This is a genomic window from Hamadaea sp. NPDC051192 (assembly GCF_040682475.1).
Taxonomy (GTDB): Bacteria; Actinomycetota; Actinomycetes; order Mycobacteriales; family Micromonosporaceae; genus Hamadaea; species Hamadaea flava.
The window spans coordinates 1-12,548 of record NZ_JBFBAZ010000189.1; the positions used below are offsets into that span (position 1 = coordinate 1).

Genomic DNA, 12,548 nt, shown 5'->3' on the forward strand with positions numbered 1-12,548 from the left:
GGAGTTAACTGTGGTCTCGACGGTGTGTCGTGACCGGAAACTCCATGATCAACGCGGCGGTCGGGTGGGGGCGGCGAGGCGGCGGGGGGTGAGGGGGGTGGGGGTGGGGGGTGGCGTGAGTGGGGGGCGTTGACATCGATGTGGGGTGGGCTTAACCTCGGCGCAACGTGTTTGGTGACTAGTCAACACATCGGAGTTCAACGTTGTCTGACGATCCGCATCGCGAGTTGTACGACCGCCTTCAGCAGGTCTACGTCCTGCTCGACGACGGCGACCGGCGCGCGTTGCGATCGGTCGGGTTGACCCCGACGCACTTCACCCTGTTGCGACTGCTCGACCCCGCCCGCGAGACCGGGCGCACCATCACCAGGCTCGCCGAGCTGATGCTCTGTACGCGGGGCAACGCGACGCGGCTGGTGCAGCGGCTGACCGAGGCCGGTCTAGTCACCACCGGCTCGGATCGCGGCGACCAGCGGCTGGTGCAGGTCTACCTCACCGACGCGGGCGCGGATCGGCTCGCGGCCGCGTCCGTGTACCACGCGGCGGCGAACCGGTTGCGTTTCGCCGGGGTGCCGGAGGCCGACCTGCGGCAGCTGACCGAGCTGGCCGGCGTACTCGCCGAACAGTTGGGCAAACACCTCGAAGGACAGAGCGACTCCACCCGCCCGCGCTGACTTCGTCTGCCGCCGGTCCGCCCGGACCGGCGGCACGTCCACAGAGGAGACCGCAATGCAGCGGAGATCCCGCCTGACCGCCGTCCTCAGCGCCGGCGTGTTGCTGGCGGCGCTCGGACCGGCCACGTCCGTCCGGGCCGACGCGCCGGTGAGCAACCGGGCGAGCCTCAAGCAAGACCTCTGCTACCAGATCGCCACCGACCGGTTCTTCGACGGGAACACCAGCAACAACAATCCGACGAAGAGCCCGGGGCTGTACGACTCGACCAAGGCCAACTGGAAGCTCTACTGGGGCGGCGACTTCGCCGGCATCCAGCAGAAGCTGGCGTACCTGAAGAACATGGGGGTGACCTCGATCTGGATCTCGCCGCACGTCGACAACATCGACAAGGCGGCGGTCTACAGCGGCACCGCCAACGCCGGCTACCACGGCTATTGGACGCGCGACTTCAAGAAGCCCGAGGAGCACTTCGGTACGCTCGCCGAGTTCGACGCGCTCATCGCGGCCGCGCACACCAACGGCATCAAGGTGATCATGGACTGGGCGCCGAACCACACGAGCCCGGCCAACCCCGCCGACTCCACCTTCGCCGAAGCGGGTGCGCTCTACGACAACGGGACCTTCCTCGGTAACTACGTGTCCGACCCGAACGGCTACTTCCACCACAACGGCGGCATCACCAACTGGGACGACCGCTACCAGACGCAGTACCTCAACCTCGCCGACCTGGCCGATCTGGAGCAGCAGAACCCCACGATCAACAACCTGCTCAAGACCGACGCCAACTATTGGATGGACCGCGGCGTCGACGGCGTACGCGTGGACGCGGTCAAGCACATGACGGCGGGCTGGCAGAAGTCCTTCGCCGACACCGTGCTCAGTCACAAGGACACCACTCTGTTCGGGGAGTGGTACCTGGGCAGCCAGTCCGATCCGCTCTACGACGACAACGTGCGGTTCGCCAACACGAGCGGCATCTCGGTGCTCGACTTCTACTTGAACATCGCGATGCGCAACGCGTTCGGCTCGGGCGGCTCGATGACGGCGCTGGACGCGGCGATCACGAAGACGGGCGCGGACTACAAGTACAAGGAAAACCTGGTCACCTTCATCGACAACCACGACATGTCGCGGTTCCTGACGCTGAACAACAACCAGTCGCTGCTGCATCAGGCGCTGGCGTTCATGCTGACCGTCCGGGGTACGCCGTGCCTCTACTACGGCACCGAGCAGTACCTGCACAACGACACCAGCGGCGGCGGCGACCCGTGGAACCGGCCGATGATGCCCGGCTTCAGCGAGACCACGACGGCGTACCAGGTGGTCAAGAAGCTGTCGGCGCTGCGTCAGACCAACCCGGCGCTGGCCTGGGGCACCCACCAGCAGCGGTGGATCAACAGCAACGTCTACATCTACGAGCGCAAGTTCAACAACGACGTCGTCCTTGTGGCGATCAACAAGGGAGCGTCGGCGGCGAGCATCACCGGGCTCAACACCGCACTGCCCGCCGGAACCTACAGCGACCAGCTCACCGGTACGCTCGGCGGCGGCTCGCTGACCGTCACCAGTGGATCCGGCGGCAACAACCCGGCGAACTCGTTCACCTTGAACGCGGGGAACGTGGCGGTGTGGTCCTACCACCCGGCTGAGCCGAGCGCGCCGCAGATCGGCAGCGTCGGCCCGACGCTGACCCGGGCCGGGAACACGATCACGGTCGAGGGCCGGGGCTTCGGCACGAGCGGCACCCTCAAGGTCGGCGGCGTCACGGCGTCGACGACCAGCTGGGCGGCGAACCGGATCACCGCGACCGTTCCGTCCGGCGTGACGGCCGGGACCGCCTCGGTGACCGTCACGACGAGCGGCGGGACGAGCAACGGCTACGACGTGGTCAACGAGTCGGCGGCGCAGGTGCCGGTGACCTTCACGGTCACCAACGCCTCGCCGACGAGCGTCGGGGACAACATCTATCTCTCCGGCAGCGTCGCCGAACTGGGCAACTGGTCGACGAGCAAGTCCGTGGCGATCGGGCCGATGCTGGCGCCGAACTATCCGACCTGGTACGTGACGGCGAGCGTGCCGGCCTGCACCACGATCCAGTTCAAGTTCCTCAAGATCACCTCAGGTGGCACGGTGACCTGGGAGAACGGCTCCAACCACAGCTACACCACCCCGTGCTCCGGCACCGGCTCAACCACCGCCGGCTGGCAGTACTGACCCGACTGACCCCGACTTCCCGTTGATCATGGAGTTTCCGGCCTCGCCACACCGGCGAGACCACAGTTAACTCCATGATCAACGGGGAGAGGCGGGGAGAGGTGGGGAGAGGCGGGGAGAGGTGGGGAGAGGTGGGGAGAGGTGGGGAGAGGCGGGGAAAGAGCGGGAGGGTTGATGCGTCAGCGGGAGTAGAGGGCGGTGAGGGTCGCGCGGGCGATCGTCGCGAACGTCAGGTTGAACCCGACCGCCGCCGGACTGGCGTCGTCGTCCACGTCGGTCAGCGCCGAACCCAGGGCATGCACCGCGAAGATGTAGCGGTGCGGGGCGTCGCCCGGCGGCGGGCACGGGCCGCCGTACTCCTTGTCGCCGAAGTCGTTGCGGACGGCGAAGACCTCGCCGGGCAGCCGTCCGTCGACGATCTCCGTGACGTCGGGCGGGAAGCCGACGGCCGACCAGTGCCACCAGCCGCTGCCGGTGGGCGCGTCCGGGTCGTAGCAGGTCACGGCGAAGCCGGCGGTCTCGGCCGGGAAACCCGACCAGCGCAGGTGCGGGATGGTGTTCCCGCCGCCCGCGTACGTGTGGACGAAGTCGAGCGGCACCGGCTTGCCCTCGGTCAGATCGTCGCTGACCAGCTCGAACGACGGAACCTCGGGAAGGGCGTCATATGGAATTTGCGCCTTGGCTCGCATGAGTCCCAGCCTAATGGAGATCCGGTACCGTTTCCGGCATGCGCTTCGGACTTCTCGGCACCGGATATTGGGCGACGGAGACTCAGGCGACCGCGCTGGCCGCGCATCCGCGGGCGGAGCTGGTCGCCGTGTGGGGCCGCGATCCGGCCAAGGCGGGGGCGGTCGCCGACCGGTTCGGGCTCCAGGCGTACGAGCAGATCGATGACCTGTTGGCCCACGTGGACGCGGTGGCCGTGGCGCTGCCCCCGCACGTGCAGGCCCCGTTGGCCGCGCGGGCCGCGCGGGCTGGCAAGCACCTGATGCTGGACAAGCCGCTGGCCTTGGACATCGAGGACGCCGAGGACGTGGTGGCCGCGACCCGCGAGACGGGCGTCGCCAACCTCGTGTTCTTCACCAACCGCTACGACCCGGTGGTCGCCGAGGCTCTGGCCGACGCGGAGCAGACCGGCGGCTGGTTCGCGGGGCGCGTCACGCTGTTCGGCGCGATCGACACGCCCGGCTCGCCCTACGCGCAGTCGCAGTGGCGGCACGAGCACGGCGGTCTCTGGGACGTCGGCCCGCACGCGCTCGCGCGGCTGCTGCCGGTCCTCGGCCCGGTGCGCCAGGTGACGGCCGTGGCCGGTGCCCGGCTGACCGGGCACGTCCTGCTGCGCCACGAGTCCGGCGCGGTGAGCGAGATGGGCCTGACCGTGCACGCGCCGCCGGCGGCGGGCCACTTCAGCAACGTCTTCTACGGCGAATCCGGCGTTCGCGAGGTGCCGGGCGGGTCCATCAGCGCCGTCGAGGCGTTCGGCAACGCGGTCGACGAACTCCTCGTGCTGGCGCAGACTCCGGGGGCCGGTCACCCCTGTGACGTGGTCTTCGCAGCTCAAGTGGTACGCGTTTTGTTCGCCGCGTTGGAGTCGGTCGAAACGGGTCGCGCGATCTCGCTCTGAGCAAGAGGGAAGGCCCCGGGCAAGCCCGGGGCCTTCGTTGTACTGCGCTAACGGTCAGCTAAGCGGCGGGTAGGCGTTAGCCATCAGCTGCTGGAACTGAGCCGAGAACCAGTGGCCCGACAACGGGGCGTTCGGCAGCGAACCGGTGAGGTTGTTGCCGTTGCGCTCGTTGCCCGTGTAGGTCGGGTCGCACATCCGGTCGAAGCCCTTGCCCTCGTCGTTGTCGATCTGGCTGCTCGCGCCGTCCGACTCGCCCGGAGGCTTGATCCAGACGTACGCGTCGATGCCGGTGGCCGGGTTGGCCCGCGGCCGCTCGCCCATGCCCGCGCCGGCCTGGTTGCACCAGTTGCCGGCGTGGATCCGCCGGTCGACGCGGGACTCGTTGACGAAGGTGTCCACGTTGGTCGACGTGCTGGCGGAGGTGGGCCGGGTCGCCCCACCCGCGGCGCACGGCGCCTGGACGCAGTTGCCCCAGCCGTTGCGGGACGTGTCGATCAGCATGCCGATGTTCGAGGCGAAGCCGGCCGACACGAGCCGGTTGCGGAAGGCCTGCGCGAACGACAGTTCGTCCACGTAGTCGTTCCAGTCCACCCACTTCGACTGGCGTACCGAGGTGCCGTTCACCGAGGTGCCGACCGTGAAGTTGGGCTCCTGGAGAGCGGAGTAGTTGGCGGTGTTGACGATGAAGCCGTCGACGCTCGCCTTGCCCGCCGTGGTGCCCTGCGCGGTCGACGCCAGCAGGTCAGCGGTCGGGCCGAAGTTGCTCGACCAGCCGATCCAGCCGTGGTGCGCGGCGTCGATGTAGGTGTACACGTTGCTCATCGCGTGCAGCTTGTTCAGGGCGTACTGGATGCCCTGGACGTAGGCGCCCGAGGACTGCGCCTCGGAGCACTTGGCCACACCGAGGTTGGTGATCAGGTTCGGCAGCGAGTCGATCTCGATGACGGTCACGATCCGCAGGGCCGCGTACTTCGAGTCCGCCATGATCGCGGCGATCGGGTCGATGTACTCGGCCTTGTACCGGGCCAGCCCGTTCTGCGCCACCAGCAGCTCACCGTTGGAGGCCAACGCCGAGCAGTCGCGGTTGGGCAGGTTGTAGATGACGAACTGGACGGTCAGCGGAGAGCTGCCGTTGGCCGCGTCCTGCTGGACGGCCGCGTCGAGGTGCGCCCGCAGGCCCATGCTCGAGCTCGAGCCCGCGATCGCGGCGATGCGGTCCAGCCAGACGCCGGTCGCGGTGTTCGAGACGCGGCTGCCGCCGGTCTCGGCGTTGGCCTTCGCCTTCCACTCCGGGTTGACGTACCCGGTCGCGCCCGCGTACGGGTTGTCGACGTGCGTTCCGGGCGGGGGCGGGCTCGACGTCGTGCTCGAACTCGGCGACGTGCTGGACGACGGCGAGGTGCTCGAGCTCGGCGACGTGCTCGCGGAGGGGGAGGAGCTGGCGCTGCTGCTCGCCGACGGCGAGGAGGTCGCGCCGGTGCAGGCCACGCCGTTGAGCGTGAACGCGGTCGGGTTCGGGTTGCTGGTGGTCCAGGCGCCGTTGAACCCGATCTGCGTCGAGGCGTTGGTCGCCAGGGCTCCGTTCCAGCCGAGGCTCGCGGCGTTGACGTGCTGCCCGGACTGGGTCCAGGTGGCACTCCAACCCTGCGTGACGCTCTGACCGGCGGCCGGGAAGTCGAAACCGAGGTTCCAGCTGCTGATCGCGTCACCGAGGTTGGTGATCGTGGCGTACGCCGTGAACCCACCCGGCCATTGGCTGGACGTGTAGGTGACCCGGCAGCCGGCGGCCGCACTCGCTGAGGACGCCATGGCGACGACGCCGGCCGAGGCCAGGGCGACGACTCCGGCCGTGGCGACCGCCCGGCGTACGGGCGACCGCAACGCCTGCCGGATCCTGCCGTGGAGGGGGACAGATCTCATCAGGACACTCCTTGGGCGTGGAGGAAGTGACCGTCATCATGGCATGGGAACGCTCCCATGGCAACAGGTAGGTAACTGCCTGGAAATGATGCCGACCGATCCACTGTGGTCAGTCGATCTCACTCCGGTCAGGTCACGCGGTGGGTCTGCCGGACTCGGGGCGGCTGGGGCGATACCGTCAGATCGTGACTAATGGCACGCCTTCGCCGCCGGCGCCGGATGAACCGGGAGAGCGCCGCCGGCGCGGTCGGCTGCCGTTGCTGATCATCGCCCTGGTGGTGGCGGTGCTGGCGGCGATCGGCTGCCTGGCCGGGATGATCGTCGTGGTCCAGAAGGACCGCCAGCCGCCGCCCCCGCCGCCGATGATCTCGCCATCGCCCCGGCCCAGCGAACGGCCCTCCACCCCGGGCGGCGGGTCGACCGGGACCGACACCGACGGGCCGCCCGGCAACGCCGTGTTCCGCCCGTGAATCTCAGGCGTGTCCGGCGCCCAGCGCCCGGCGTACCGGGGTGAGGCGGAGCAGCCGGACGATCTCCGCGGGGAGGACGGCGGCGGCCGTCGGCAGCTCGGCCGCCCGCACCATCGCGTACGCGACCGCGGTGAACGGCTGCTCCCGGGCGGTGTCGAGCAGTTCGGCGGCTAACTCGGGCTCGTCGAGCCGCCGGGCGCGGTCCCACATCCGCAGACAGCGCTCGATCGTCGTCCGCGCGGCGAGCCGGCCCCGGGTCAGGATCGGCCGGTTGAGTCCGCAGACCTCGATGGTGGCCTCGCCCCGGGCGGTGAGCCCGACGAACGAGCCGGTCGTCAGGGACAGCCGCAGGTGATCGGCCGGGTCGTCGACGGTCGGATCGACGAGCAGCGGATTGCCCTCGGCGTCCAGCGGAAACCGGTCGCGTTTGAAGTGTCCGTTGCAGATCGAGCAGGCCAGCAGGTGGTTGAGCCAGTCGAAGGTACGCAGCGGGTTGCGCGACATCGGCTCGAAGTGGTCCACATCGGAACCCTGATTGTCGCCGCAGTACATGCACCGTTCCAGCCCCGGCGCCATGCCGCCCAGGGTCTGGCGGATGGTCGGGCGGACCGTGCGATCCCGGGACCAGATGCGGCGGGCCTCGGCCGACCGGCGCGGGCCGGGTACGGCGGCGATCCTCTCGGTCAGGTCGATCATGCGGGCCAGGGCGTCGGAGGGCAGCTCGGGGCGCCGCAGCGGAATCACGCGCGCCGCTCCCGCAGGTACGCCGCCCGCCGCCGGAGCCGAGCCCGGACCTCCTCGCTTCTCGCCTCTGGGGAACTGGTCAGCAGCGCCCGCAGATCGGCGAAGCGCTCGGCCTGGGCCGGGGTTGCCGTCCCGTCGAGCACCGCCATCTCCAGCGCGACCAGTTCCTCCCGCAGCCGCCGGGCTCCGTCGGAGTACGGCGAGACCACGCCGAACAGCTCGGACTGGGCGGCGTCGTCACCACTGCCGAAGATCACCCGATGCAGCAGGTTGTCGTCGGCCCGGAACGGCGTACGCCCGGGGTCGAGCCGGATCGCGACGTCGGCCGCCTGGCACGCGTACGGGCTGTGGGTCGCCACCACGAACTGCACCCCCGGGAACGCCTCCTTGAGGCGGAACCCCACCGCGCGCTGCGCGACCAGGTCGAGATGCAGTTCGGGCTCGTCGATCAGCACCAGCCCCTCGGCGTCGGCCTCCGCCCGCGACGCGAGATCGTCCAGCAGCACGGCGACCCGATCGCCGGCCGGCAAGGTCCGATCGCTGTCGTAGCAGGCCAGCACCCGGGGCGCGGGTTCGACGACCTCGCCGTCGCCGCCCGCCATCCGCGCCAGCAGAGCGGACTTCCCGGCGCCGTTCGGGCCGGTGATCACCACCCACCCGGGATACGTCCCGTCCGGCTGGGACAGCTCCAGCCACCGGGCGCCGGAGCGTTCGGCAGGCGGTCGGATGCGCTGGGCGTACATGATGATGAGCGTAACGGTAGGTTCGTCGCATGAGTGAGTTGACGACGCGTCCGGCTGACGTCCAAGAGACCGAGACCTGGCGTGAGCTGTGGATGGACCGGCTGACCCAGTACGCCGCGCGGACCCGCCGGCCGGCGCGGACCGCGCAGGCGGCCGCGCGCCGGGAGCGGGCCGAGGAGGCCGTGCTGCTGCGCCTGATCGACGGCGACGAGCCGGTGGGTTACCTGAGCCTGCTGCAGATCGAGCAGGACGGCGCCCGGATAATGGTCCTCGAAGATCTGCACATCGAGGAGCCCTACCGGCGCCGAGGCTACGGCCGGGCGGCGCTGGCGATCGCTCGTGAGTGGACCCGGGGCCGGTCGCCCCGGGTGAACATGGGGGTCGACCCGACCGATCCCGCGCAGCAGGCGCTGTTCCGAGATGTGCCGCTCGGCTCGCAGAACATGCACAAGGACCTCGGCGAGCGCCCGACGTTGCCGGACGGCGTGACCGTGCGCCGGATGTCCGCGACGGAGTTCGGTCCGTGGTGGACCGAGCAGATGGCCGGGTACGCCGAGTCATTCGTCCTCAACGGACTGCTGACCGAGGAGGAGGCCCGCGAACGGGCCGAGCGGCAGTCGGCCGAGCTGCTACCGTCCGGATTGGACACTCCCGGGCACGACATCTACACGATCGTCGCCGAGGACAAGCCGGTGGCGTCGATCTGGGTGTGCCACGAGGTCGAGCCGGACACGAGCTTCGTCTTCGACGTCGTGGTCGACGACGGTCACCGGGGCAAGGGATACGGCCGGGCCGCCATGCTCGTCGCCGAGCAGTCCGCGCTCGACGCCGGCGCGCAGGTGCTGGGCCTGAACGTGTTCGGGCACAACGAGGTCGCCCTGCGCCTCTACACCAGCCTGGGCTACCGGCCGACGAGCCAAATGCGGACGATGACCGTCTAGGCGTACCGGTGCTGCAGCTCATCACGAAAGCGGTCACGGACCGGGGCGCGCAGGGCATCGCCGCCGCGGTCAGCCGTCTCGTGCACAGTGGTGAGCTGCCCGCCGGCGCTCGGCTGCCCACCGTACGCTCGATCGCCCGCGAACTCGGGGTCAGCCCGACCACGGTCAGCGAGGCGTGGAGCTGGCTGACCCGAGCCGGGCTGATCGCCACCCGCGGCCGGTCCGGGACGATCGTGCTCGGCGGCGACCGGCTGCGGTCCCGGATGCGGTACGCCCGGCTCGCCCCCGGGGTGGCGGCGGCCACCGACCTGTCGACCGGCGTACCGGATCATGAGCTGCTGCCGGACCTGACCGAGTCGCTGCGCCGGCTCGGGGCGGAGCCGCTCACCACCAGCTACCTGGACGATCCAGTGCTCCCCGCGCTGGAAGCGCACCTGTTCGACCACTGGCCGTACGCCGCCCAGCAACTCACCGTCGTGGACGGCGCGCTCGACGCCCTCGATCGCGTCGTCCGCGCCCACGTCCGGTTCGGCGACCGTGTACTGGTGGAGAATCCGACCTTCCCGCCGATCCTCGACCTCATCGACGCCGCCGGGGCGACGGCCGTTCCGGTCGCCCTGGATCGGCAGGGGATCACGCCGGACTCGCTGGCCCAAGGGCTCGAAGCCGGTGCGCTGATGCTCATCCTCCAGCCTCGGGCGCACAACCCGACCGGCGTCTCGATGACCGGACGGCGTGCCTCCGATTTGGCCGCCCTGTTGACGAGCCACCCGTCCGTCATCGTCGTCGAGGACGACCACGCGGCCGACATCACCAGCGCGCCTCCGGTGTCGCTGGGCTGCTTCCTGCCGGGGCGTACCGTCCACATCCGCAGCTACGCCAAGAGCCTCGGCCCGGATCTGCGGCTCGCCGCCGTGGGCGGTCCGGCGTCCGTGCTCGCCCCGGTCGTCGACCGCCGGATGCTCGGGCCCGGCTGGTCCAGCCGCCTGCTCCAGCACATCCTGCTCGACCTGCTCACATCACCGTCGACAGCCATCCTCTTGGAGACCGCCCGATCCGAGTACGCCCGCCGCCGGCTGGCCCTGCTCGCCGCGCTCGCCCAGGAAGGGGCGGTCGCGACCGCCGACGACGGGATCAACCTCTGGCTGGAAGTCGCCGACGAACGCGCCGCGCTGGTCGCGTTGGCGGCGCACGGCGTAGCCGTCGCACCGGGCGCACCGTTCGAAGCCGCGCCGCTCGGCCAGGACCACGTACGCGTCACCGTCGGGCTGGTGCGGGACGGGTTCCCGGAGCTTGCCTCGGTTCTCGCCGCTGCCGCTCGGGCTGTTCCTCGCGGTGGCGCTCGGTCCCGCTCGTTCCCTCGCGGCACCCGCTAACCCGCTCCGCTTTCCGGCCGCTTTTAGGTGCAGATCACGGTTATGCAGGCAACCTCGGCCGGTTGAAGCATGCGTAACCCTGATCCGCACCTCACGGAGCGGGTGGTGTGGGCGGTGCGTCGGAGTGGGCGGTGGGTGGGGTCACGTGCCGGTGCCGGTGGTGCCTTGCTGGGTGCCGGTGCCGTTCTGCTGCTGGGTGCCGTTCTGTTGGGTGCCGCCCTGTTGCTGGGTGCCGTCTTGACCTTGCTGCCCGGAGAAACCGCCGCCCCCGCCCGGGAACCCGCCTCCGCCGAAGCCACCCTGACCGCCGAAGCCGTACCCGTCCTGGGTCATGCCGGGCGGGCCACCCTGGCCGCTCTGCCCGTCCGTGCCGGACGAGCCCGACGTGGCGGACGAGACGCCGAACCCGGCCGCGAACGCGATGCCGAGCGCGGCCACCCCACCGGCGATCTTCTGCCAGGGCTTGATCGCCCGCTTCGGAGCGGTAGGCGCGGACGGCCCGGCCGGGTCTGCCGTGTTCGGCGCGTTCGGCGGGGTCGCGTACAGCGGGGTGTTCAGCGCGGCGAAGTCCCGGGCCGGGTCTGCGGCGAAGTCTCGGGCTGGTTCCGCGCCGAAGTCCCGGGCCGGTTCCTCGGCGGGCACCGGCATGGACGAGGCGTCACTCATGATCGGTACTCCTGACTGCGCGGCACTCGCCGGCGCCCGTCGAAAGCTACGAGCGGGTCGTCCTGGAACCCTTCGAACGGCCTGTGAGTTGTCTGGATGTCCCGGAATGCGCGGATCACCGAGTCGTGATGGGATCGGCAGTCATGAACTCTTCCATGCATTCGCGTCGTGGGATTCTTCGTGCCTCCGCCGCCGTCGCGGCCGGACTCGCCGCCGCGGTGAGCCTGCCGACCGCGGCCGACGCCGCCGGGCGGCCCGATCGCGTACCGCTGCCGGACGGCTTCGCGCCGGAGGGCATCGAGATCTCGCCTCGGGGGACGGCGTACGTGACGAGCCGGGTCAACGGCTCGATCTATCGAGCGGACCTGAAGACGGGGACGGGTTCGGTCTTCGTGACCGGCCCCGGTACGCCGTCGCTCGGCCTGAAGCTGGACCGCCGGAACCGGTTGTTCGTCTCCGGTGGCACCGGCGGCGACGCCCGGATCGTCGACGCGGCGACCGGCGACGTGCTGGCCGGCTACCGGTTCGCCGCCGCCGGGACCGCCTTCGTGAACGACGTGGTGCTGACCCGGCGGGCGGCGTACTTCACGGATTCGTGGAACCCGGTGCTCTATCGGCTGCCGCTGACCGACGGGCTGCCGCACGAGTCGGAGGTGACGACCATTCCGCTGAGCGGGATCGCGTACACGCCGGGCGCGGTCAACGTGAACGGCATCGTCGACACCCCGGACGGCCGGGCGCTGCTCGTCGTGCAGTCCAACACCGGCCTGCTGTTCCGGGTGGACGCCACGACCGGGGCGGCGACTCAGGTGGACCTGGGCGGTGAGCTGCTCACCTTCGGCGACGGGTTGCTCCGCGACTGCGACACTCTGTACGCCGTCCAGAACCGGGCCAACCAGCTGGCCGTCGTCGACCTCCCGACCGGGACGGTGACCGCGCGGATCACCGATCCGTCGTTCGACACACCCGCCACCTTCGCCGCGTACGCGGGCCGGTTGTACTTCACGAACGCTCGGTTCACCACGCCGGTGACGCCGACGACGACCTACGACGTGGTCTCCCTCCGCCGCCCCTGACCCAGCCGCGCCTCCGCCTCGCCCGGCCGCCCCTCTGGCCATCGTTGATCATGGAGTTTCCGGTGCCGACACACCGGCGAGACAACGGTTAACTCCATG

The 12,548-nt window shown here is 70.1% G+C and carries 12 protein-coding genes; 7 read left to right on the forward strand and 5 right to left on the reverse strand.

Features of this window, described 5'->3' with window-relative positions; translation table 11 throughout:
* The first annotated feature begins 203 nt into the window (after window positions 1–203).
* A complete protein-coding gene (locus AB0M47_RS39125; protein ID WP_363423231.1) occupies window positions 204–674 on the forward strand; it encodes a MarR family winged helix-turn-helix transcriptional regulator in 471 nt (156 codons plus the stop codon).
* Window positions 675–729: 55 nt separating this feature from the next.
* Window positions 730–2,889, forward strand: coding sequence for an alpha-amylase family glycosyl hydrolase (locus tag AB0M47_RS39130; protein WP_363423233.1), 2,160 nt, complete (start codon window positions 730–732; stop codon window positions 2,887–2,889).
* A gap of 179 nt (window positions 2,890–3,068) precedes the next feature.
* On the opposite strand, the gene AB0M47_RS39135 is transcribed toward AB0M47_RS39130, so the two are convergent.
* The gene (locus tag AB0M47_RS39135) at window positions 3,069–3,578 is read right to left on the reverse strand and encodes a YbhB/YbcL family Raf kinase inhibitor-like protein (protein ID WP_363423235.1); all 510 of its coding nucleotides are present in this window, start codon (window positions 3,576–3,578) and stop codon (window positions 3,069–3,071) included.
* A 38-nt stretch (window positions 3,579–3,616) separates the two neighbouring features.
* Between AB0M47_RS39135 and AB0M47_RS39140 the strand changes: the two genes are divergently transcribed.
* Window positions 3,617–4,513, forward strand: coding sequence for a Gfo/Idh/MocA family oxidoreductase (locus AB0M47_RS39140; protein ID WP_363423237.1), 897 nt, complete (start codon window positions 3,617–3,619; stop codon window positions 4,511–4,513).
* Window positions 4,514–4,567: 54 nt separating this feature from the next.
* Here the strand turns inward: AB0M47_RS39140 and AB0M47_RS39145 are convergent, their stop codons facing one another.
* Complete coding sequence (locus AB0M47_RS39145; RefSeq protein WP_363423239.1) at window positions 4,568–6,433, reverse strand: glycoside hydrolase family 6 protein; 1,866 nt, start codon at window positions 6,431–6,433, stop codon at window positions 4,568–4,570.
* A 185-nt stretch (window positions 6,434–6,618) separates the two neighbouring features.
* Between AB0M47_RS39145 and AB0M47_RS39150 the strand changes: the two genes are divergently transcribed.
* Entirely contained in the window at window positions 6,619–6,903 is a 285-nt protein-coding gene (locus AB0M47_RS39150; protein WP_363423241.1) for a hypothetical protein, read from the forward strand.
* A 3-nt stretch (window positions 6,904–6,906) separates the two neighbouring features.
* Here the strand turns inward: AB0M47_RS39150 and AB0M47_RS39155 are convergent, their stop codons facing one another.
* Both AB0M47_RS39155 and AB0M47_RS39160 read right to left on the reverse strand, forming a co-directional pair.
* A complete protein-coding gene (locus AB0M47_RS39155) occupies window positions 6,907–7,647 on the reverse strand; it encodes a hypothetical protein (RefSeq protein WP_363423243.1) in 741 nt (246 codons plus the stop codon).
* On the reverse strand, window positions 7,644–8,390 hold the full coding sequence (locus tag AB0M47_RS39160; RefSeq protein ID WP_363423244.1) for an AAA family ATPase: 747 nt from the start codon (window positions 8,388–8,390) through the stop codon (window positions 7,644–7,646). Before AB0M47_RS39160 ends, AB0M47_RS39155 begins: the two co-directional genes overlap by 4 nt.
* A 29-nt stretch (window positions 8,391–8,419) precedes the next feature.
* On the opposite strand from AB0M47_RS39160, the gene AB0M47_RS39165 reads away from it, so the two are divergent.
* Together AB0M47_RS39165 and AB0M47_RS39170 are read left to right on the forward strand one after the other, a co-directional pair.
* Entirely contained in the window at window positions 8,420–9,331 is a 912-nt protein-coding gene (locus tag AB0M47_RS39165) for a GNAT family N-acetyltransferase (protein WP_363423246.1), read from the forward strand.
* Between the two features lie 8 nt (window positions 9,332–9,339).
* A complete protein-coding gene (locus tag AB0M47_RS39170; protein WP_363423248.1) occupies window positions 9,340–10,707 on the forward strand; it encodes an aminotransferase class I/II-fold pyridoxal phosphate-dependent enzyme in 1,368 nt (455 codons plus the stop codon).
* Between the two features lie 141 nt (window positions 10,708–10,848).
* Here AB0M47_RS39170 and AB0M47_RS39175 read toward each other — a convergent pair whose 3' ends face one another.
* Window positions 10,849–11,373, reverse strand: coding sequence for a hypothetical protein (locus AB0M47_RS39175; protein ID WP_363423250.1), 525 nt, complete (start codon window positions 11,371–11,373; stop codon window positions 10,849–10,851).
* Between the two features lie 155 nt (window positions 11,374–11,528).
* Here AB0M47_RS39175 and AB0M47_RS39180 point away from each other — a divergent pair, with 155 nt between their 5' ends.
* Window positions 11,529–12,449: a superoxide dismutase gene (locus AB0M47_RS39180; protein ID WP_363423252.1), complete on the forward strand. Its 921-nt coding sequence runs from the start codon at window positions 11,529–11,531 to the stop codon at window positions 12,447–12,449.
* Window positions 12,450–12,548: the final 99 nt, after the last annotated feature.